Source organism: Halosimplex aquaticum (genome assembly GCF_028747785.1).
GTDB lineage: Archaea > Halobacteriota > Halobacteria > Halobacteriales > Haloarculaceae > Halosimplex > Halosimplex aquaticum.
Genome location: NZ_CP118158.1, coordinates 1,050,949 through 1,072,685 on the forward strand (window position 1 = coordinate 1,050,949; position 21,737 = coordinate 1,072,685).

Consider the following 21,737-nt stretch of genomic DNA (forward strand, 5'->3'; position numbering starts at 1 on the left):
GGCGGCTTATGTATTCAGCACTGATAATCGGAGGGATAGCTTAAGAACGGACCCGGAATCACGGGAGGCATGGCCAGCGAACCGACGAGGGATCCGGGTCGGGGAGCCGACCCGTCGGCCGCGGAGACGGCGATCGACTTCGACGACGAGAAACTGCTGGACGGGATCAGCCTGCCGGTGTTCACGCTCAGCGCGTCCGGCCGGGTGATCGCCTGGAACGCCAGCATGGAGCGACTGACGGGAGTCGACCGCGACGCGGTCTCGGCGGTCGACGACGTCCGCGACGCGTTCGGGCTGGAGGGCGACGACGCGACTTTAGCCGAGCGAGTCATCGAGGCGCCGGAGCGAGCCCACGAGGAGTTCGACGTCGAACTCGACGACGGTGACCTCGGCATCTACGCGTCCAGACGGCGCGTCTCGCCGGGGTCCGGCGACGAGATCCACCACTGCGAGTTCTCGGCGCGACCGCTCTACCAGGACGGCGACCTGACGGCGGTGATGCAGGTCGTCCAGGACCGGACGGAGACCGTCAGACGGGAGGAAGCCGTCGACGCGTTCGTCGCCGAGTTGAGCGAGACGATGAGCGCGCTCGCCGAGGGGCGACTCGACGCCCGGGCGTCGTACACGGACGAGGCGGGCGTGCTCTCGGAGGACCTGTTGGCGGTGGTCGACCACGTCAACGGGATGGCAGAGGGGATGGAGGCGCTGACGGAGGAGGTCGACGAGGGGACCCAGACGCTGGTCGAACTGGTCGAACAGGCCGTAGCCGCGACCGACCGGATCGACGAGCGGCTCGGCGAGCAGTCGGACGTGCTCGGCGAGGTGGTCGCGGAGGTCCAGTCGTTCAGCGCGACGATGGAGGAGGTCGCGGCCAACTCGACGCAGGTCGCCGACGCGGCCGGACGCGCCCAGGAGGCGGCCGACCGCGGCCTCGACGCCAGCGTCGACGCGCAGGAGGCGACCGCGGACGTGGAGGCGACCGGTGACGACCTCACCGACAGCGTCCACGCGCTCGAATCGGAGATCCACGAGATCCGCGACGTGGTCTCGGTCATCAACGACGTGGCCGACCAGACGAACATGCTGGCGCTCAACGCGTCGATCGAGGCGGCCCGGGCCGACGAGGCGGGCGCGGGCTTCGCCGTCGTCGCCGACGAGATCAAGGAACTCGCCGACGAGACGAGCACCCACACCGAGGAGATCTTCGAGCGGATCGACGAGGTGGAGGCCCAGACCGCGGAGACGGTGGCGGTCGCCGAGCGGTCGAACGAGCAGATCTCGACCGCGAGCGAGGACATCCAGACGGCGCTCGACGCGCTCGAAGCGATCGCCGAGGCCGTCGACGAGGCCGCCCAGGGCATCGACGAACTCGCCGACGCCAACGACGAACAGGCCCAGCGGGTCGGGGAAGTGCTCGACTTGGTCGAGCAGGCGGACGACCAGACCGCGGCGGTCCGCGAGGCGGCCGGCGAGATCGCCGCGGCGACCGACGAGCAGGAGTCGGCCATCGACGATCTGACCGATCGCGTCTCCGCGCTGCGGGCGGACCGGACGTGAGCGGCGCGCGCCCCACCGGAATCAGCGACCGTTCGGAAGGGCCCTTATAGGCCGCTCGCCGCAGTCGTAATCTATTAACGCGGCGCTGTACCACCTGCACGGTATGTCAAGGCACGAGCGACGGCTTCCGACCGACCGCGGCCGCGGCGTTCCGCCAGTGAGTTGACGTGGTCCGAACGCTGCTCTCCAGGGCCGTCGTCCCGGTCGCGTCGGTCTCCGACGCCGAGGCGACCGCCGAGGCCCTCCGCGGCCGGCTCGACGGGACCGAGTCCGTGATCGCCGTCCACGTCGTCGAGAAGGCGGGCGGCGCGCCGGACAAGGCGTCCGTCGAACAGCGGGAGGCGGAGGCCGAGGCCGCCTTCGGCGCGCTCGCGGACGGCCTCGACGGGCTCGACGTCCGCGAGGAGATCCGCTACGGGACCGACGTGGCGGCGGCTATCGTCGAGGCGGCCCACGAGCACGACGCCTCGGCCATCGCGTTCACCCCCCGCGGCGGGAGCCGCTGGGTGAAGCTGCTGACGGGGGACGTGGCGACGACGCTCGTCGAGGAGAGCGACGTGCCGGTCGTCGTCTTGCCGGACGAGGCGGGTGAGGAGACATGAGCGGCAACCAGGAGCTCGCCCGCGACCTCGGGTTCCTCGAGGCGTACACGATCGGGCTGGGGACGATGATCGGTGCAGGCATCTTCGTGCTCCCGAGCCTCGCGGCGGAGCAGGCGGGACCGGCGAGCATGGTGTCGTTTTTCTTCGGCGGGATGATCTCCCTGCTCGCCGCGCTGTCGCTGTCGGAGCTCGCGACGGGGATGCCGAAAGCCGGTGGGAGCTACTACTACGTCAACCGCGCGCTGGGGCCGTTCTTCGGTAGCATCGTCGGCTGGGGCATGTGGGCCGGGCTGACCTTCGCCAGCGCGTTCTACATGATCGGCTTCGGCCGGTACCTGATCCCGCTACTGGTCAAGTACCTCCCCGGTTTCTCGGGCTTCGGCGGGACCGGTATCACGGTCGCGGCGCTGGTGATGGCGGCGATCCTGACGGGCGTCAACTACTACGGCGTCAAGGAGACCGGCAGCCTCCAGAACGTCATCGTGCTGTCGCTCGTGGGGCTGATCATCGCCTTCCTCACCATCGGCTTCCTGAGCGGGCCGGCGATCGACGGATTCCTCCCGCCAGAGGGGTGGCCGGCCGTGGCGGCCACCATCGGGACGGTGTACGTCACGTTCATCGGGTTCGAGGTAATCGCGACGAGCGCCGAGGAGATCAAGAACCCGAGCCGGAACCTGCCGCTCGCGATGATCGCCTCCGTCGTGACGCCGACACTCATGTACGTCGGCGTGATGTACGTCTCGACGGGGACGCTGGAGATCCAGGCGCTCGCGAACTCCGACATCCCGGTCGCGGACGTCGCCGAGCAGACGTTCCAGCCCCTCGCGTCGACCGTCTCGCTGATCCCGTTCGTCTCGGTCGGCGGGGGCGCGTTGGCCGCGTTCGGGTCGGTGCTGATGATCGTCGGCGCCGTGCTCGCGACGGTCTCGAGCGCGAACGCGAGCATCCTCTCGGCGGCGCGGGTCAACTTCGCGATGGGCCGCGACCGCATCCTCGTCAACTGGCTCAACGAGGTCCACGAGCGGTTCCGGACGCCCTACCGCTCGATCACCGCGACGGGGATCATCACGCTGGTGCTCATCGCCTTCGGCGTCGGGATCGGGACGCTGGCCGAGACGGCGAGTTTCATGTACCTGATCACCTACGCTCTCGTCCACGTCGGCGTGATCGTCCTCCGGCGCGCGAACCCCGACGACTACGATCCGGCCTTCCGCATCCCGAACGTCCTCTACCCGATCGTGCCGATCCTCGGGGTGCTGTCGTGTCTCGGCGTCCTCGTCCAGATGTCGATCCGCTGGACGCCGACGGACCTCGCCGCCTTCGGCGTCGATCTGGGGGTCATGCTCCCGGTGACGCCGACCGTCGTCGGCCTGATCGGGACGGTCATCGTGATCGCCGGCGTGGCCTGGTACTACGTCTACGCCCGCGAGCGGGCGCCGAGCGAGAGCCTCGTGGGCGAGGCGATCGCTCCCGCGGAGACGGCGGTCGCCGACGGCCAGGGGCGCTACCGCGTCGTCGTCCCCGTCGCGAACCCCTCGACCGAGCGGGACCTGCTGCGCATGGCGGCGGCGTCCGCCCACGCCCACGAGGCCGAACACGCGGAAGTGATCGCGGTCAACGTCATCGAGGTTCCCCAGCAGACCTCCCTCACACAGGACCTGGAGTTCGAAGAGGAACGCGTCGAACGCCAGCAGGAACTCCTCGACCAGGCCCGCGACATCGCGGGCAACCTCGACATCGGTCTCCGGACGCGCGCGATCGCCGGTCGCGACGCCGGGTCGGTCATCCTCGACGTGATCGAGGAGGAAGACGCCGACCACGTCCTCCTCGGCTGGAAGGGGATGCGGAGCCGTCGGGAGCACGTCCTCGGGTCGACGATCGACCCCGTGATCGGCCGGGCCGACTGCGACGCGACGCTCGTGAAACTCGGGGACGACGGCCAGCGCGGCGACGGCGACGTGATGGTACTCGCCGGCGAGGGCCCCCACGCCCCCGTGGCCGCGCGACGAGCAGCGGAGTTCGTCTCCGCGGGATCCGACGACGCGACGCTGACGCTGTTCAACGTCCAGGAGCCCGGTGACGACGACGAGACGACGGCCGAGGAGCGCGGCGAGGCCGTGATCGCGGACCTGGCCGACCGGGCGGGCATCGAGTACGTGGCCTACGAGTCGCGCGTCGACGTGGCCGAGGACGTCGAGGAGGCGATCCTCGACGCGGCCGACGAGTACGATACCGTCTGCGTCGGCGCGACTCGCTCCGGCCCCGTCTCGCAGGCGGTCTTCGGCTCGCTCCCCGAGACCGTCGGCGAGGAAGTCGACCGGACGGTCGTGATGGCCCGCGGTCCGGAGGAGTCTGCCATGTCCGTCCGCGAGGCGGTCGCTCGACGGCTCGAAGTCTGAGGTACCCAGTCGCGTCGACAGCTGTCCTTCTCGACCGGTTCTGTGAATCCGTCCGGACGTCCCACGCGTTACCGCCGCCAGAACGCCCCGGTGAACAGCACGAGGACCGGGATGATCTCCAGGCGGCCGATGAGCATCAGGAACGACATCAGCAGCTTCGACGTCCAGGGGAACTCGAGGTAGCTGCCGAAGGGCCCGAGTTGGCCGAATCCCGGACCGATGTTCCCGATGGTCGCGATGCTCGCGCTGACCGCTTCCAGGGTCGTCAACTCCATCCCGACGCGGCCGGCGTCGAGGGCGATGAGCACCGTCGCGACGCCGAACAGGAGCAGGTAGAGGAGCGTGAACCCGTATATCGCCTTGATGACCTCCTCGTCGATGACGAACCCGCCGAGCCTGACGGGCTTGACGGCGTTGGGGTGGGCCGTCGTGAACAGCTGTCGCCGGACCGATTTGAAGACGACCAGCCACCTGACGACCTTCACGCCGCCGCCGGTCGACCCGGCCGAGCCGCCGATGAACATCGCGAACAGCAACACGACCTGGGAGGTGTTATCCCAGTCGGCGAAGTCGCTCGTCGCGTACCCCGTCGAGTTCAGCAGCGAGGCGATCTGGAAGGCGGCCTGTCTGAGCGAGTTCTCCAGGGCGCCCTGGGTCACCCCCCCGAGTTCGAGCGTCGGCGCCGACCCCAGGAACAGGAGCACCCACAGCAGCAGCGTCAGGCAGACGTTGGCTCCGATGTACGCCTGGAACTCGCGGTTCTGGAAAAAGGATCCGTACTCGCGCTGGAGCAGGTAGTAAAACAGCGCGAAGTTGGTGCCGGCGATCAGCATGAAGGGGATCACGACCCACTGGACGGCCGGCGAGAACGCCGCGATGCTGTCGGCCTCCGGCGAGAACCCGCCGGTCGGAAGGGTGGTGAAGGCGTGGGCGACGGCGTTGTAGACGCCCATGTTCTCGGCCAGGTGGGTCTGGTTCAGCGCCAGCAGCAGCAGGACGTACAGGACCGTGAACCCGAGGTAGAACAGCCAGAGCAGACGAGCGGTTTCGGCGATCCGGGGCGTGAGCCGCTGGAGTTCGGGACCGGGCGCTTCAGACTCGATCAGTTGCGCGCCGTTGACGGCGACTTCCGGGAAGATGGCGACCATCAGCACGATGATCCCCATTCCGCCGAGCCACTGCGTGAGTTGGCGCCAGATCATGATCGCGTGGGAGTGGTACTCGACCGAGATCGTCCCCATGACGGTCGCTCCCGTCGTCGTGAAACCGCTCACGCTCTCGAAGGTGGCGTTGACCGGATGGGCGATCGTCCCGGTCGACCCGAAGAGGTAGGGGAGCGTCCCGACCAGGGGGACGAGGAACCACGAGAGGCTGACGAACAGGAGCGCTTCGCGCGCGCCCAGGTCGCCGGCGTCCTCGAACTGTTCGAGGACGAGGCCGATCGCGACGGTCACGGCGATCGAGACGAGGAAGACGACGACGTCTTCCTGGTAGACGAGCGCGACGAACAGGGGGATCAGCATCGCGACCGCGAGGTACTTGACGACGGTCCCCGTCAGCGCGACGCTCTGGCGCCACCGAACGGTCACCACGGTCCATCGCCTCCGTCGCGGCTTCGCTGTTCGACCGGTCGAGCCTCCGCTCGCCCGGCGCACGGACGACGCCGCCGCTGCCTCCGGGATCGGTCACGATATCCCCCTCTCCAGAACACAGTTACTGGCCGATGTGACGGGGAGACGCCGGATAATTGCTTTGGTCGGGATCAGTCCGTTCACGGGCGAAGGAAATTCACTTCCCGGTGGGACGGCAACACCGTCATATGAATCCGGAGGGTCCCGAGTGCGGATAGTCATCGTCGGCGCCGGCGAGGTCGGGTCGACGACCGCGGAGAGCCTCTGCGAGGAGCACGAAGTGGTCGTCGTCGACAGGGACTCCGAGCGGGTCGAGTCGCTGACCTACGACATGGACGTCCTCCCGATCGAGGGCGACGCCTCGGAGATGGCGACGCTCGAAGAGGCGGGGGTCGGCGAGGCGGATCTGCTCATCGCCAGCACCGACGACGACGAGACCAACATCATCGCCTGCGGCATCGCCAAGGTCTGCGGCGACGTGTTCACCATCGCGCGGACGAAGAGCCCGAAGTACCTGCGGCCGTGGGAGCGCGGCAAGCGCGCGTTCGGCGTCGACTTCATGGTCTGTACCGACCTGCTCGCCGCGGAGGCTATCGTCGGCGTGACCGGTCTCCCGACCGCGCAGGACGTCGACAGCTTCGCGGACGGCCTCGTCCAGATGACCGAGTTCGAGATCCCCCCCGGAAGCCCGGTCGCCGACCAGACCGTCGCCGAGGCCGACCGGTTCGACTCGCTGACGTTCGCTGGCGTCATCCGGGACGGCGAGGTCATCATCCCTCGCGGCGAGACGGTACTGCGCACCGGCGACGACGTCATCGCCATCGGGAACCCGGAGAGCATGCGCGAGTTCAGCGCGGCTATCGCGCCGGAACAGGACGACCCGAAGAACGTCGTCATCGTGGGCGGCGGCCAGATCGGCTACCAGACCGCGCGCTTGCTCGAAGACGGCGGGTTCTCGCCGCGACTCATCGAGCGCAACGGCGAGCGCGCCCGCTGGCTCGCCGAACAGCTCCCGCGGACCACCGTCATCAACGGCGATCCCACGGACCAGGATCTCCTCTCCCAGGAGAACGTCGGCGACGCCGACGTTCTGATCTCGGCGCTGGAGACCGACCAGCAGAACCTGCTCGTGACGCTCCTGAGCAGCCGGCTGGGCGCCAAGCGGGCTATCGCCGTGGTCGAGACGGCCGACTTCGTCGACCTGTTCGAGACGGTCGGCGTCGACGTGGCGGTCAGCCCGCGAAACGTCACCGCCGAGGAGATCACCCGCTTCACCCGCGAGCGACGCGCGGAGAACGTCGCCATCATCGAGGGCGACCAGGCCGAGGTCCTCGAACTCGAGGTCGAGGCCGACAGCATCCTCGCCGACCGCTCGATCAGGGAGGCCGCCGCCGACTTCCCGCACGGCGCGGTCATCGGCGCTATCGCGCGCGACGGCGCCCACATCAACCCGCGGGGCGATACGATCGTCCGTGAGGGCGACCACGTCATCGTTTTCGCAGACCGTGACGCGCTTTCGGAAGTCGCAGAACGGATGTAGCGGCCGCGAGTTCCACGGCCCGATTCCGTCGAGTCGACAGGGGACCCGTCGGTCGGTTCACCGACGGGCGCCGTTGTAGGCGACGTACGCGACGAACGAGACGACGTAGAGCGCGACGACGGCGAACGTCACCGGAGACTGTTCGAAGAGGACCATCGCGAGGACGACGAGCGGTCCCGCGAGCAGTATCGAGTCCAGGACGCGGTCCTCTGCGCCGAATCTGAACACCGCGCCGACCAGGGGTAGGGTTTCGGGATCCATGGTTATCGGTAGAAGTTGAAGGTGTCGAGCAGGCCCCGTAGCAGGACCAGCACCGGGATGATCTCGAGCCGACCGATCCACATGTTGAAGAGGAACATCACCTTCGCGGGGGTGGGCATGTCCGGACCGGTGATGCCCGTGGAGAGGCCGACGTTGCCCTGCGCGGAGGCGATCTCGAAGATGGCGTTCTCCAGGGTGAACGACGAGTCGATAGTCAGCAACAGCACCGCCAGGCCGACCCCGAGGAACAGGATCCAGAGGAACGCGATGATCGCCGCTTCCTCCAGTTCGCGGCTGAGTTCGGCTTCTCCGAGGTTGCGGTCGTCGAGCTTGAGGTACCGAATCGCCGAATCGGGGTAGAACACGCCGCGGATGCGGAAGGCCGTCCCCTTGACCAGCGTGATCAGCCGGATGAGCTTGATGCCGCCGACGGTCGACCCCGCGGCGGCGCCGAGGAACATCGCGAACGACATCGTGAGCTGTGCCGGTGCGGACCAGTCGCCCACCCCGGTCGTCCCGAAGCCCGTACACGACGCCGCCGAGACGAACTGGAACAGCCCGTACCTGATCGTCTGGAACAGCGTCGCCGACGAGCCCGTCAGGACGATGCCGTTCGTGACGGCGACGCGACTCGTCTCGAAGGTGCCGTTGAGCAGCAGCAGTCCGACGAGCGCGACCGATCCGAGCGAGAAGTACCCCCAGAGCCAGCGGGTCTGCGGGTCGGTGTAGAGGTTCTTCAGGTCGCCCTGCAGCATGAGGTAGTGGATCGGGAAGGCGATGCTCCCGAGGATCATCACCGGGACCATGGCGAAGTCGATGATGGGGTTGTTGTACTCGCCGATGCTGGCGTCGGTGACGCTGAATCCGCCGGTCGCGAGCCCGGTCATCCCGTGGTTGATCGCGTCCCAGGTCGGCATCCCGGCCAGGTAGAGGATGCTGATCGAGACGAACGTGAAGAGGATGAAGATCCACCAGATCGTTCGCACGGTCGAGACGATGCTCGGGTGGATCTTCTCCGAACGCGCCTCGCTCTCGTAGAGGGTCAGCGACCCCGAACCGGGGCGGGCGAGGATGGCGGTAGTGAGGACGATCACGCCGACGCCGCCGATCCACTCGGTGAACGTGCGCCACCACTGCAGCGTCCGCGGCAGCACGGACTCGTCGTCGGTCATCGTCAGCCCGGTGCCGGTGAACCCGCTCAGCGACTCGAAGAACCCGTTCAGCGGGTTTCGGAACACGGCGAGCGTCGGCGTGTCCATGCCCGCCGGGACGGCCAGCGGCCCGAAGAACGGGTCGACCGCGACCGTCCAGGCGATCAGAACGAACGGGAGCGTGCCGAACAGGCCGACCAGAAGCCACCCCGACGCGGCGATCATCATTCCGTGGAGCTTGCCGATCTCGTCGGCATCGCTGTACCGAGTGGTGAGCAGTCGACCGATTCCGAGCGGGATCAACCCGGAGACCAGCAGCGCCGGGACCGCGAAGAACTCCCCCCAGGCGACGGAGACGACGATAGAGGCGAACACGATCCCGGAGAGCGCGGTGAGGATCCGGCCGAGATCGCGTGCCAGCGGCTTCAGTCGCTGTCTCATTCGCTTGCGAGGTTGGCCGTGCTGGTTTTATAATCCACCGCTCTCGGGCCAGTTACTCCCCGTCGCCTCGGGCCAACTACGTCCTGTCTCGCGCCGGGCGTGTGGCGACGCGGCGCAGACGACATGGTCAGTGGTCCTCTCGGTGACCGAAGATGTCGGTGACTTCCGGCGTCGCCCCGACCGCCGAGTAGACCGTCACGAGGTCGCCTGCCTGTATCCTGGTTCCGCCCCGCGGCGTGATCGGCTGGTCGGCTTCGTCGCGTTCGATCGCGACGATGAGCACGTCCTTGGACAGCAGTCCATCGTCGTTGGCCTGCTGGAGCGTCTTGCCGGCTATAGGCGCTCCCTCCTCGACGTCGATCTCGAACACCTCGGCCTGCTCGCCGATCCGCATGTAGTCGACGATGGACGGTCGCTTGACCGCCCGATAGAGGTACTCGGCGATGAGTCGCTGGGGGTTCTGCATGACGTTCACGCCGATCCGGTTGAACAGGTCCATGTGCTCCGGGCTGTGGACGACGGAGACGATGTTGGGAACGTCGAACTCCTGGGCGAGGAGACAGACCATGATGTTGGTCGCGTCCTGGTCGGTCGTGCTGATGAGGGCGTCCGCGTCCTCGATACCCGCTTCGCTGAGCGTCTCGTTGTTGGTCGCGTTGGCGTTGAGAACGAGCGCGTCGAACTCCGACGCGGCGATGTTGGCGCGCTCCTCGTCCCTCTCGATGACGACGACCTCGTTGCCGCCGCGGGTCGCAATCTCGATCAGCGGCGTCCCGATGTCGCCGGCACCGACGATGACGATATACATCCGTGGCCGGACATTCAGACCCACTCCCCGAAAACTTACTGTTCCCGCCGTCCCGCCGTGTGAGCAAACGCGCCGCCGCCAGAACGCGTATTATCGTGGGTCACCTAACGGCGTCGTGGAGCAGTCGTGGCCACCGCCGCGGGCGGCGACGCTCGCCGCGCTCGTCGTGTTGCTCGTCCTCGCCGGAGCGGGGTCGCTCGTCCTCTCGACGGTCTCGACGGAGGCCGTCGCGTCGGACACCACCCCGCAGAAGCTCGTCGAGCCCAAGCCCGGCGAGAACGTCTTCTGGCCGTACACCAGCCGGCAGCGCTCGCCGGCGGGGCGGACGCTGGCGATAAACGTCGTCGTCTACGCCGACGCCGAGACGGTCCGCTTCTACCTCAGCGAGCGCCGGGACGCCACCTGGAACGAGACCGAAGAGCGCTGGCAGGACGTCGACCCCGACGATGGTGAACGGAACGAGGTCGACGCGGCCAACCAGACGGTCGTCGAGTGGGGGGCCGCCCGCGGCGCGAAGCGGTTCCTCTACGTCCACGACCGGGCGCTCACCGAGGAGGGGCCGAACGAGACGACGCGGCGGCCCTACCGCGCGCTCCCGTTCACCGGCGGCGTCGGCGAGGCCGGCGGCGAGTGGATCGACGAGACCTACCAGTTACACGACGGGAAGTACTTCGCGTCGCGCTACCACCTGCGCGTCTACGAGTCGCCTTACGAGTCCGACGAGTGGGTCGCCATCCAGGCCCACAGCGACCACTGGGACTGGTTCCGGCTCAGACACACCGTCCACGACACCGAGAACGCCCAGGACTACGTGGAGTCGGAGTTCTGGGGGAATCCGGCCGTCGACGCCGTCTGGCGGATGTACCTCGACAACCCGAAGGGCGTCGGCTCCGACGGCTGGGCGACGGTGGTCGACTTCCGCGGCGTGTCGAACCCGCTCCCGGACGCGAAGACCGCCGGGGCCGCGGCCCTGGCGGGGTTCGTCGCCGTCCGGCCCGGCCGCTCCCGGACTCTGCTCGCCCGGCTCGTCGGCGCGGACGCCGCCGCGCTCGACGGCTCCCCGACCGCGGCGGTCGACCCTCCCGGCAGATCCGTAGACTCGCCCGCCGCGTCCGCCGACCGCCTCCTCGTGTCGAGAGTCCGGATCGCGGCGGCGCTGCGCTCGTGGGACCGGCTTGACGGCCGACAGGTCGCGCTCGCCTCGTGGGCGCTGTCGTACGCACTGCTGTTCGCGGCGCTGTTCCTCCTCTACCTGTCGGTCAGGTTCGGCGGGATCGCGCTGGAAGAGCGGTTCCACGAGACGTCGCCGAAGGTGATCGCCGCCGCGCTGTATCCCGTGCTCGCGTTCGGTCTCCCGATCGCCGCGTACTCGTTCGGTCGCGGGCTGGAGCAGACCCGGTGTTTCGCCGTCGCCGCGCTCGGGATCGGAGCGGCCATGGTCGTCGACTATCAGTTCCTCGGCGTCACGGTCCTCCCCCTCGACGTGGTGCTGCACCGGCTCGGCATCGCCACGGCGCTCGGACTCGTCGCGGCCGGGTCGGTCCACGGTGAGGCGTCGATGGAGCGGGTCAACCGGTTCCTCGCCGCGGGCGTCCTGCTGTGGGTCTACCTCCTGATCGCACCGCTGGTCGGCTGGCTGTGAACGGCCGGGCGGTCACGCGACCGCGCAGACGGCGACCCAGCCGCCCTCCGCGTCGACGTCGCGCACCGTGAACCCCGCATCCGTGAACAGTTCGGTGACGGTCTCGGGGTCGTAGCGCTCGAAGTGGCGCTCGTCGGCGTCGTACGGGCTCTCCCGGTCGCGGTCGACGGGGGCGTCCGAGCGCTTCAGCGAGACGAGCACGACCCCGCCGTCGCGGAGGACGCGCTCGAAGTCGTCGAGCGTCGCCGGGACCTCCGCCTCGGGGACGTGCAGCAGCGACGCGCAGGCCCACAGTCCGTCGAACCCGTCGTCGGCGAACGGCAGCGCCCGCATGTCTCCGCGGACGACAGTCGCCCCGGGCACGCGTTCGCGCGTCTGGTCGAGAAACGATAGCGTGAGATCGAACGAGACCGGGTCGAAGCCGGCCTCGGCGAAGGCCGCCGACTCCCAGCCCGGGCCGCAGCCGACGTCGAGGACGCGCGGTGGACTGTCCGCGTCGGTGTCGCTCGCCTCGTCGACGGCGGTGACGAACCGTTCGACGATATCGGCGACGACGTCGCGGTCCCCGTGGAGGTCGGCGTACGTGTCGGCGACGCGCTCGTAGGTCTCGACCGTTCTGCGGACGCGTTCGTCCATTCGCGCGGGAGTGCTCGCGGCGGGGACGTAAGCGTGACGCCCGGCGACCAGAACGACACTAAAAAGAGGAGGACCGTCGAAGCCCGGGGTATGAACCCGAAGATCCTGATTCTCGGTCCGCCGGGCGCCGGCAAAGGCACGCAGAGCGAACGCCTCGCCGACGAGTTCGGCGTCGAACACGTCACGACGGGCGACGCGCTCCGCGCGAACAAGGAGATGGACATCAGCGACATGGACCTCGAATACGACACGCCCGGGGAGTACATGGACCAGGGCGATCTGGTCCCCGACGTCGTCGTCGACGCGATGGTCGAGGAAGCACTCTCGGACCTCGACGGGTTCGTCCTCGACGGGTACCCGCGCAACGGCGACCAGGCCGCGGCGCTGCGGGAGATGACCGACCTCGACGTCGTGCTCGTGCTCGACGTGCCCGAGGACGAACTCGTCGAACGGCTCACCGGCCGCCGCGTCTGCGAGGACTGCGGCGCCAACTACCACGTCGAGTTCAACCCGCCCGCGGAGGAGGGCGTCTGCGACAAGTGCGGCGGCGACCTCTACCAGCGCGAGGACGACAACGAGGAGTCCGTGCGCAACCGGCTGTCGGTCTACCACGAGAACACCGAACCGGTGCTCGAACTGTACGAGGACCACGACGGCTACGTCGAGATCGACGGCGACCAGACGCCCGACGAGGTCTGGGACGACGTGCGGTCGGCCGTCGAATCCAACGCCTGAACGAGCGTCGACGCGAACGTCCGAAAGACCGTCGACGCGAACCCCCAGAGACTGCCGACGCGAACGCCTGAGCGGCCGGCCGACCGGGCGGACGAGGCGGCGTGGGCCGCCGATCGACCCCCGCGGCCAGAGTAAAAACTTGATAACGCACAAGCCCGGAGATAGATAGCAATGGCACGGACCGCAGAAAAGGCGGAGTCGCTGGCCTCCGAGAGCCAGTCGATGGCCGACGCGCTGGAGCGCGTGCTCGCAGTCGCCGACGACAAGGGCACCGTCCAGTGGTCGGACGTCAGCGACGACATCACGAGCGGCGAGTGGGGCCGGCTCATCGAGCAGGGCATCCTCGTCGACGTCGACGGCGAGGGCTTCGTCGTCGACGACCCCGAAGGCGTCCGCGACGCGCTCGGCATCTCGGCGCCGGAACCCGGCGACGACGCTGGCGGTTCGAGTTCGAGCGGCACCTCGGACTCGACGTCCACCTCGTCCTCCGCGGACAGCGACGACGAGGACAGCGGGTGGTCTCGCTGGGACAAGATGGCCGCGGTCGCGACCATCGCCCTGTTCCTCGGCTACTCGCAAGCGCCGATCCGAAACACGGTCGGGGGCGTCCTCGACATCGCGCTCGACCCGCTGGCCGACGTGCTCCCCTTCTACATCATGATCCTCGTGCTCGCGGTGTTCACGGGGCTCAACTCGACGATCCTGCAGGGCAAGCTCATGAACATGGACAAGATGGGCGAGTACCAGGAGCAGATGCAGGAGATCCAGGAGCGCCGCAAGGCCGCCAAGGAGCGCGGCGACGACGAGGCCCTGGAGGAGATCCAGCAGGAGCAGATGGAGGCGATGGGCGACCAGCTCGGCATGTTCAAAGAGCAGTTCCGCCCGATGGTCTGGATCATGCTCGTCAACATCCCCGTGTTCCTCTGGATCTACTACATGGTCCAGACGGGCGCGATGGTCGCCGGGGAACCCCCCGTGATGGTCCTGCCGATCATCGGCGGGATCGAGAGCTGGAGCGACCGCATCGGCCCGATGTGGGCGTGGATCATCTGGTACTTCGTCTGCTCGATGAGCTTCACCCAGATCGTCCGCAAGGCGCTCAACGTCCAGACGACGCCGAGTTCGTCGTAGCGGCCCTCGGATTACCCGCGCCGCTGAGTGCGTCCGCGGTCCACCCGCGTTCTTGCGAACGGTCGTGGTAGAACAGACGAACGATCTGAGACGATAGGTCACGGTGCCGACCTGACGTGCGTGGACTCACGGATATGACGACCAGCGACAAGCGACCCGGAGCGGACCGAACGGCCGACGGAGCCACAGGTGAACCGGAGGCGTCGGCGGACCGAGTGACGAGTGACGCAGGCGCGTCGGCCGACGCCGCTGCGAGCGACCCAGAGGCGTCGGCGGATGTCGCTCGGGGCGGGGTGACGTTCGACCGCGCCGGGATACGCGCCGGGTTCCTGACCTGCGTCCCGGTCGCGCTCGGCGTCGCCGGCTACGGCATCGCCTTCGGCGTCCTCGCCGACCGGGCCGGGTTGACCGCCGCGGAGGCGGCCCTGATGAGCGCGACCGTCCTGGCCGGGGCCTCCCAGATCATCGCCGTGGAGCTGTGGGCCGACCCCGTTCCGATAGCGGCGGTCGTACTCGCGGTCTTCGCGGTGAACCTCCGGTACTCGCTGATGGGCGCCGCGTTGCGGCCGTGGTTCCGGCACCTGTCAGCGCCGCGGGCCTACCTCAGTCTGTTCTTCATGGCCGACGAGAACTGGGCGCTGACGATGCGAGAGTTCACGTCCGGGAGTCGGCGCGGCGCGTTCCTGCTCGGGAGTGGTCTCGCAATCTGGGTGTTCTGGGTCGCCTCGTCGGTCGTCGGCGTCGCCGTCGGCGGCGTGATAGACGACCCGGCCACCTACGGGCTGGACTTCGTCCTCGTCGCGACGTTCGTCGCGCTCGCGGTCGAACTCTGGGACGGGTCGTCGACGGCCGTCCCGTGGGCGGTCGCGCTGGTGACGGCGCTGGCGACCTCGCAGTTGCTGTCCGGCCAGTGGCACGTCATCGCGGGCGGTCTCGCCGCCGCCGTCGCCGAGGTGGTCCGCCATGAGTGACCCGCTCGCGCTCGATCCGAACGTCGTCGTCGTCATCGCGGGCATGGCCGCCGTCACCTATCTCACGAAGGCCGGCGGGCTGTGGCTGTTGACGCACGTGGGGATCAGCGACCGGGCGGAGGCCGGCCTCGAAGTGCTTCCGGGGGCCATCGTGGTCGCCGTCCTCGCGCCGGAACTGGCGGCCGGCGGTCCCCCGGAGTGGCTCGCAGGCGCCGTCGTCGCCGCCGTCGCTCTGCGGACGGAGAACATCTTCCTCGCCCTGGTCGTCGGCGTCGGCGCCGTGATCGCGTTTCGCGCCGTCCTGTGACGGTGGAGCGCACTCGGCCCGGGATCCGGTTTCCGGCGACGGGATTCACCACGAGCGGTGCACCGTCGGCGACCCGCTCGACGACGGGACGCTCGCGGCCATCGACGTTCGCGACCTGAAACCACAGCGGTGACACGAGGCGCTCCTCGAAATCTTCGACGACCTTGGTCCGAACGAGGGATTCACGCTGGTGAACGACCACGACGCGAAGCCGCTCTATGACCAGTTCGACGCCGAGGCCGGGCCGGAGTTTCTCTGGGAGTTCCTGGCGTGTAATCCCGGAGCGTTCCGAGTACTGGTCGGGAAGGCCGAGTCGATGGTCGACGACGGCGTCGATAAACAACTCGAGGCCCCGTTCTGCGGATATCGGCCCGGTATCGGACTGGTGTTTCGAGAGTAGTGAGAACGGTCGAACTCAGTTCGGTCACACCCCGTGTGCGAAGTGAAATTCGCCGATCGAGCGAGGTTGTGGCTGTGGAGAGACTGCTTGGATTTCAGCCTAGATCCCGGCACTTGCTCACCTCCACACTCCCGTACGTGTCACTGTGGCCTCACGTGTCTCCACGCCCTTGCGTACCTCCACGCCCCCACACCCCGTGTGCGAGATGAAATCGGAAGTGAAGGGCTGGCGGGTTCCCGGACAAACAGGCACCGATATCGGGATTCGACCGAGAATAACAGACTGAGTCGCTGAAAACGATAGATCTCGATCCGATGCTAGAAACAGGAGGTTTTATGATTGAATGTTGTAAACTGAGTCCGTAGTACAACTAGGGTCCGGCGTTTAGATAATGACACATTGATTATATCACTCCGGCCGCGTGGACGAGACCTGTTGAGTTTCCCCTATCGATAGACCACAGACGTCGTGTTTCCGGACTCACGCCCGAAGGCACTGCGACAGACGGGGTGACGACCTGTCGCAATTTCATCTCGCACACGGGGTGTGGGGGACGCCGAACTCACCCAGATCCGCTCGAACACAGCCGCCCAGATCGATACGGATGCTATCGATATACGGTCAGCGCGAATTCAACGCGAATTCGAATCACGAACACGCAAACACGGGTGAGACGGACAGTCATTTCGAGAGGACAGTCGGACCGCACGGAATTTCACTTCGCACACGGGGTGTGTGGCGGGAATTGATCTCGCCGGCGGTCGGCTGGACGTCGGCGGTCGGCCCTGTGATACGCTCCGATCCGCAGAAAAACGGCGTATTTAATCTCGCACACGGTCTCGGGGCATATTTATAGGACGAGGTTGAGACGGATAGCATGGCCAACGGCGACGATACCCCGTCTCTCTCGCAGTCCATCAAGGGGCGCCTCCAGGAGGGCGTGCAGAACTCCGTCTTCAAGGACAAGGGGCTACTCGACCCCGACGTCGTCATCGACGAAGACCGCATCGTGGGTCGCGAACAGCAACTCGAAGATATCATCACGTACCTCCGCCCGGCGCTACAGGGAAACAAACCGCCGAATATGCTGCTCTACGGGCCGTCCGGGACCGGGAAGTCGCTGATCATCAACGCCGTCTGCGAACAGGTCCTGGAGCTTTCGAACTCCCAAGACGACCGCTTCGGCGTCATCAGGATCAACTGCCAGACGATCAAGTCCCACGACCGGGCCGTCTATCGGCTCGCGAAGAACGCCGCGACCGAAGCGGGCGTCGACCTCGGCGTCCCCGAGAGCGGGATCTCGACCGATCAGAAGCTCAACCGCTTCTACGAGATCCTGAGCGACAACTTCGACTCGGTCATCATCATCCTCGACGAGGTCGACCTCCTCGTCGGTCGCCAGCGCGACCCCAACGCCGAACCCGCATATTCGAAACTCCTCTATCAGCTCTCCCGGGCGACCCAGCTCGGCCGGATCGACGGGCACGTCTCGGTCGCCGCGCTCACCAACGACCCCCGGTTCATGGAGGACCTCGACGGCCGCGCGGAGAGTTCGTTCAACCCGCAAGACGTGGTCTTTCAGGACTACGACGCCAACCAGCTCCAGGCGATCCTCGAACGCCGCCGTGACGCCTATCAGGACGGGGTTCTCGAAGACGGGATCATCCCGCTCAGCGCCGCGTTCGCCGCCCAGGACCACGGCGACGCGCGGAAGGCCATCGACCTCTTCCGGAAGGCCGGCGAGATCGCCGACCGGGAGGGCGAGGAGTCGGTCCGCGAGGACCACGTCAGAGGCGCCCAGGAAGAGGCCGAACGCGATCGCACGCTGACCCAGATGCAGGGGCTCTCCGCCCAGAAGAAGCTCTCGCTGTACGCGACCGCCGTCGTCCCAGTCTACTCCAACCGCAGTCTGAACGCGGTCCCGAGCACCGTCGCCTATCGGGTCTACCAGTACCTGACGAGTCTCGTCGACACCGAGGAGAAGTCCCGCGACTCGTACCTCCGATACATGAGCGAGGCGGAGACGTACAACTTCATCACGTCGGAGAAACGCGGTCGCGGGTACGGGAGCGGCGTCCACAAGGAGTACACGTTCATCGACGACCCGAAGGTCGTCGCCGAGACCCTGCAGGCGGACATCCGCCTCGAAGCCGTCGAGAACAACGAAGACCTCATCGAATCAGTCGTCACCGCGCAAGTCGCGGAGTTCTTCGAAGAACACTGACGAAACGCGGTCCCAACGCGGATTTCATTTCGCACACGGGGTGTCTCCCCGCCCGAACCGGGACGTTCACCGTCCGCGAATTCATTTCGCACACGGGGAGCCACACCGGGAGCAGTCCCCCGATTTCCGCTCGTCAATTCATCTCGCACATGGGGTGGCAGTCAGTAGCACTCCGATTCATCTTGCACGTGGGGCGTCCGGAGCGGACCACGTCGTCTCTCGAACGGACTCGTCGAACGGGCGTCAGACAAATCATCTCGCACACGGGGTGTCTGGCCCGCTTCTCCGGACGTTGGCACTGGACATTGGGTTGTCTGTTCCCGTTTTCGGTCGCACAGACCGAGGTGGTCTACCGCTTCATCGAGTCTTCCACCGAATTATCGATCCACGAGTGGGCTCGCAGCCCGTCCGACGCTCGCAGAACTGAATGTGCGGGGTTGTGTCGAAGTCCTGCGATTCTGTGAACCGGACCGATGGCGCCAATTTCACTTCGCACATGGGGTGGATCCCCCGTTTTCGTCCCCGCATTTCAACCGTCCAATTAAGGTGTTCCGATACCGACCCCTCCGATAGTATCAACGAATTCACCACTCACGCGGGGTGGGGACGACTCGTCCCCGACGACTGGTTCGACCTCCTCCGGTTACTCGCTGGCGGCTACCGCGACGTCCGATTCGTGTTTTACTGGCACCACTGAGGAACGGACTGACTGCCTGTTCACCCCACCCTGAACGAAGAACAGTGATGCCCGGTGGGTGGCCTGATTCGAGTGAATCCGACGACAGGCAGTTGGTGTTTGTCGAGCGCAACACCACCGATCAGACAATTAGAGCCGTTTCGATGGCTGGGCCGCGAAACGAGCGCGTGTCACCTATCGCGACTCTCACTCTGGCAGCCTGTGGTTCGTAACGTCTTTTTACCGACCGCTCGCACGTCAGGTATGTTGATAACCGTCTCCGGTCCCGCTGGGAGCGGAAAGACGACCTTCGCCGAGGCGCTCGCTGACGCGCTGGAGTACGACTACGTCAGCGGCGGCGACATCTTCCGCTCGCTGGCGGACGAACGCGGCCACTCGCTCGTCGAGTTCAACAAACTCGCCGAGGAGGACGACCAGGTCGACCGCGACCTCGACCGACGGCTCAGGGAGATCGCGAGCGAACGCGACGACATCGTCCTCGAGTCGCGACTGGCGGGCTGGATGGCCGGCGACCACGCCGACCTCAAGTTCTGGCTCGACGCGCCGTTCGAGGTCCGTATCGACCGTATCGCCGACCGCGAGGACAAGTCCGCCGAGACCGCCCGCCGAGAGACCTCCGAGCGCGCCGAGAGTGAGGCCAAACGGTATCAGGAGTACTACAACATCGACATCGAGGACCGCTCGATCTACGATCTGGTGATCAACACGGCACGGTGGAGCCCGGAGACGGAAGTCGAGATCGCGCTCTCGGCAGTAGAGTCCTACGACCCCGCCGACGACGAGGGGAAAACGCCCGTCACCGCGGTCGAATACGACTTCTGATGGCGCTCCGCGGCCCGCCCGACGACCGGTCCGTCGACGCGCTCCTGGAATTCGGCGTCGTCAACCTCGACAAGCCGCCGGGCCCGTCGGCTCACCAGGTCGCCGCCTGGGTGCGCGACATGGCAGGCGTCGACCGCGCCGCCCACGCCGGGACGCTCGACCCGAAGGTGACCGGTTGTCTGCCGATGCTGCTCGGCGACGCCACGCGGATGGCACAGGTCTTCGACGACAGCGTCAAGGAGTACGTCGCCGTGCTCGAACTGCACGGCCCCGCGCCCGCCGACTTCGAATCCGTGCTCGCCGAGTTCGAGGGAAACATCTACCAGAAGCCGCCGAAGAAGAGCGCGGTCGTCCGCCGCCTGCGCTCGCGGGAGATCTACCAGTTGAACGCGATCGAAGTCGAGGACCGCCGGGCGCTGCTGCAGATCCGCTGCGAGAGCGGGACGTACGTCCGCAAACTCTGTCACGACCTCGGGCTGGCGCTCGGCACCGGTGCACACATGGGCCACTTGCGCCGGACGACGACCGGTTCGTTCGACGACACGGATCTCTCGTCGCTGTACGACCTCGCCGACGCACTCGCGTGGGCAGAGGAGGGTGACACCGATGCGTTGCGCGAGGTCGTTCAGCCGGCCGAACGGGCGCTCGTCGACCTGCCGGGCGCGACCATCGCGGAGAGCGCCGCCCGCGAGGTGGCCGAGGGTGCGCCCGTCTACGCGCCCGGACTGCTGGAAATCGACGACGTGTTTCGGGGTGACTTGCTCGCCTGCTACACGCCCGACGGCGCTGCGGTCTGTCTCGGCACGCTCGCCGGCGATCCCGAGGCCGACGAAGGGGTGGTAATCGAGCTCGAACGGGTGCTGGTCTGACGAACCGAAAGCGAAGGGCTTAATCAGGGTAGGCTCATCTGCCAATACGCGGGACCGTGGGGTAGCGGTATCCTCGGCGCATGGGGTGCGTCGGACCTGAGTTCGAATCTCGGCGGTCCCATCAAACTTTCTACAAGATGCCCACACCCGAAGCCTCGGGTGTGTGAGCGACCAATTTCCTTCCGAGATACGGCTGGAAATTAGTCGCTCTTTAAGTGTCGATGCGGACCCCGCGAGAACTCTGCGAAAGCTGCACTGCGTCGTTGAACTGAAGCGCCGACAGTCGTGGCCGTACTCGCCGAACGAGTTCGTACGTGCCTCTCAGCTTGTCGTTGACGGTGCAACGGATCGAGAGGTCCGCGAGGCCGTCCGCGCCGTCGAGGGAGGTGATCGGCGTGTCTGAAACCGAGTACGGCACGCCGTGGCCGCCCACGAGTTCGGACGAAACCGAGACGGACGACGAACCGGCAGCCGACTCCGAACCGGAGGAGACACCGGACCGGTACACCCCGGACTACCTCGCGGAGTACACCGTCTCAATGACTCCGCGCGGTGACATCTCGATACACCTCTTCAACCCGGCGCTGGCTCCGCTGTACGCTGTCCCGGGAGATACGATCCGCGTCCATGATCACCCGGATGGCGTACTCCTGACGCACGCCGCCCACGAGCGAGGTGCTGGCGATGAGTGAAAGCGACGAACTCGGCCCTGTCGCTCGCTCTCGTCGAGAACGCAGACGCGAGTGGTTAGAACAACAGAAGCCGACTGTCGAGGAGCTGAAAAACTCGTCTCGTCGTCACTACTGGAAGCACGCTGATGTCGACCCGCCGGATTGGTGGTTCGAACGACAGCCGAACTACCCGGAGATAACGGGTCCATCCGGTGACGGCGAATCCGGCCCCATCCCGCCGG

19 protein-coding genes and 1 tRNA gene are annotated in these 21,737 nt (G+C 66.9%); 15 read left to right on the top strand and 5 right to left on the bottom strand.

The features are described 5' to 3' along the window. Positions 1–69: 69 nt before the first annotated feature. The 3 genes from PSC72_RS05210 (at position 70) to PSC72_RS05220 (ending at position 4,558) form a co-directional block, all read left to right on the top strand. On the top strand, positions 70–1,557 hold the full coding sequence (locus PSC72_RS05210; protein WP_274324834.1) for a methyl-accepting chemotaxis protein: 1,488 nt from the start codon (positions 70–72) through the stop codon (positions 1,555–1,557). Positions 1,558–1,724: 167 nt separating this feature from the next. Beyond that, a complete protein-coding gene (locus PSC72_RS05215; protein ID WP_274324835.1) occupies positions 1,725–2,159 on the top strand; it encodes a universal stress protein in 435 nt (144 codons plus the stop codon). After that, positions 2,156–4,558 carry an amino acid permease gene (locus PSC72_RS05220; protein ID WP_274324836.1) on the top strand — a complete coding sequence of 801 codons (2,403 nt, stop codon included), beginning with the start codon at positions 2,156–2,158 and terminating at the stop codon, positions 4,556–4,558. The genes PSC72_RS05215 and PSC72_RS05220 overlap by 4 nt, the downstream gene beginning before the upstream one ends. A 68-nt stretch (positions 4,559–4,626) precedes the next feature. Here PSC72_RS05220 and PSC72_RS05225 read toward each other — a convergent pair whose 3' ends face one another. After that, positions 4,627–6,150 carry a TrkH family potassium uptake protein gene (locus PSC72_RS05225; RefSeq protein WP_274324837.1) on the bottom strand — a complete coding sequence of 508 codons (1,524 nt, stop codon included), beginning with the start codon at positions 6,148–6,150 and terminating at the stop codon, positions 4,627–4,629. A 247-nt stretch (positions 6,151–6,397) separates the two neighbouring features. Between PSC72_RS05225 and trkA the strand changes: the two genes are divergently transcribed. Then, positions 6,398–7,729, top strand: coding sequence for a Trk system potassium transporter TrkA (trkA, locus tag PSC72_RS05230; protein WP_274324838.1), 1,332 nt, complete (start codon positions 6,398–6,400; stop codon positions 7,727–7,729). A 57-nt stretch (positions 7,730–7,786) separates the two neighbouring features. Here the strand turns inward: trkA and PSC72_RS05235 are convergent, their stop codons facing one another. The 3 genes from PSC72_RS05235 to PSC72_RS05245 all read right to left on the bottom strand — a co-directional run bounded on the left by PSC72_RS05235 (position 7,787) and on the right by PSC72_RS05245 (position 10,390). Then, positions 7,787–7,990, bottom strand: coding sequence for a hypothetical protein (locus PSC72_RS05235; RefSeq protein ID WP_274324839.1), 204 nt, complete (start codon positions 7,988–7,990; stop codon positions 7,787–7,789). 2 nt (positions 7,991–7,992) lie between these two features. Then, positions 7,993–9,582 (bottom strand): TrkH family potassium uptake protein, encoded by a 1,590-nt coding sequence (locus PSC72_RS05240; RefSeq protein WP_274324840.1) that lies wholly within the window; start codon positions 9,580–9,582, stop codon positions 7,993–7,995. A 127-nt stretch (positions 9,583–9,709) separates the two neighbouring features. Then, positions 9,710–10,390, bottom strand: a complete 681-nt coding sequence (locus PSC72_RS05245) for a potassium channel family protein (protein ID WP_274324841.1) — start codon at positions 10,388–10,390, stop codon at positions 9,710–9,712. A 115-nt stretch (positions 10,391–10,505) separates the two neighbouring features. Here PSC72_RS05245 and PSC72_RS05250 point away from each other — a divergent pair, with 115 nt between their 5' ends. Beyond that, entirely contained in the window at positions 10,506–12,032 is a 1,527-nt protein-coding gene (locus PSC72_RS05250) for a hypothetical protein (protein WP_274324842.1), read from the top strand. Positions 12,033–12,044: 12 nt separating this feature from the next. Here PSC72_RS05250 and PSC72_RS05255 read toward each other — a convergent pair whose 3' ends face one another. Continuing rightward, positions 12,045–12,668 (bottom strand): class I SAM-dependent methyltransferase, encoded by a 624-nt coding sequence (locus PSC72_RS05255; RefSeq protein ID WP_274324843.1) that lies wholly within the window; start codon positions 12,666–12,668, stop codon positions 12,045–12,047. Positions 12,669–12,758: 90 nt separating this feature from the next. On the opposite strand from PSC72_RS05255, the gene PSC72_RS05260 reads away from it, so the two are divergent. From PSC72_RS05260 to PSC72_RS05305, 10 genes are all read left to right on the top strand, one after another. Further along, a complete protein-coding gene (locus PSC72_RS05260) occupies positions 12,759–13,403 on the top strand; it encodes an adenylate kinase (protein WP_274324844.1) in 645 nt (214 codons plus the stop codon). A 171-nt stretch (positions 13,404–13,574) separates the two neighbouring features. Further along, positions 13,575–14,534 (top strand): DUF106 domain-containing protein, encoded by a 960-nt coding sequence (locus PSC72_RS05265; RefSeq protein ID WP_274324845.1) that lies wholly within the window; start codon positions 13,575–13,577, stop codon positions 14,532–14,534. A gap of 134 nt (positions 14,535–14,668) precedes the next feature. Continuing rightward, a complete protein-coding gene (locus PSC72_RS05270) occupies positions 14,669–15,505 on the top strand; it encodes an AzlC family ABC transporter permease (protein ID WP_274324846.1) in 837 nt (278 codons plus the stop codon). Continuing rightward, positions 15,498–15,812, top strand: a complete 315-nt coding sequence (locus PSC72_RS05275) for an AzlD family protein (RefSeq protein WP_274324847.1) — start codon at positions 15,498–15,500, stop codon at positions 15,810–15,812. Before PSC72_RS05270 ends, PSC72_RS05275 begins: the two co-directional genes overlap by 8 nt. 190 nt (positions 15,813–16,002) lie before the next feature. Continuing rightward, complete coding sequence (locus PSC72_RS05280; protein WP_274324848.1) at positions 16,003–16,212, top strand: DUF2249 domain-containing protein; 210 nt, start codon at positions 16,003–16,005, stop codon at positions 16,210–16,212. Positions 16,213–17,089: 877 nt separating this feature from the next. Further along, a complete protein-coding gene (locus tag PSC72_RS05285) occupies positions 17,090–18,436 on the top strand; it encodes an orc1/cdc6 family replication initiation protein (RefSeq protein ID WP_274324849.1) in 1,347 nt (448 codons plus the stop codon). A 940-nt stretch (positions 18,437–19,376) separates the two neighbouring features. Continuing rightward, the gene (gene cmk, locus PSC72_RS05290) at positions 19,377–19,955 is read left to right on the top strand and encodes a (d)CMP kinase (RefSeq protein ID WP_274324850.1); all 579 of its coding nucleotides are present in this window, start codon (positions 19,377–19,379) and stop codon (positions 19,953–19,955) included. Continuing rightward, entirely contained in the window at positions 19,955–20,824 is an 870-nt protein-coding gene (locus PSC72_RS05295) for an RNA-guided pseudouridylation complex pseudouridine synthase subunit Cbf5 (protein ID WP_274324851.1), read from the top strand. Before cmk ends, PSC72_RS05295 begins: the two co-directional genes overlap by 1 nt. A gap of 50 nt (positions 20,825–20,874) precedes the next feature. After that, positions 20,875–20,945, top strand: a tRNA-Pro gene (locus PSC72_RS05300). A 274-nt stretch (positions 20,946–21,219) separates the two neighbouring features. After that, on the top strand, positions 21,220–21,516 hold the full coding sequence (locus tag PSC72_RS05305) for a hypothetical protein (RefSeq protein ID WP_274324852.1): 297 nt from the start codon (positions 21,220–21,222) through the stop codon (positions 21,514–21,516). Positions 21,517–21,737: the final 221 nt, after the last annotated feature.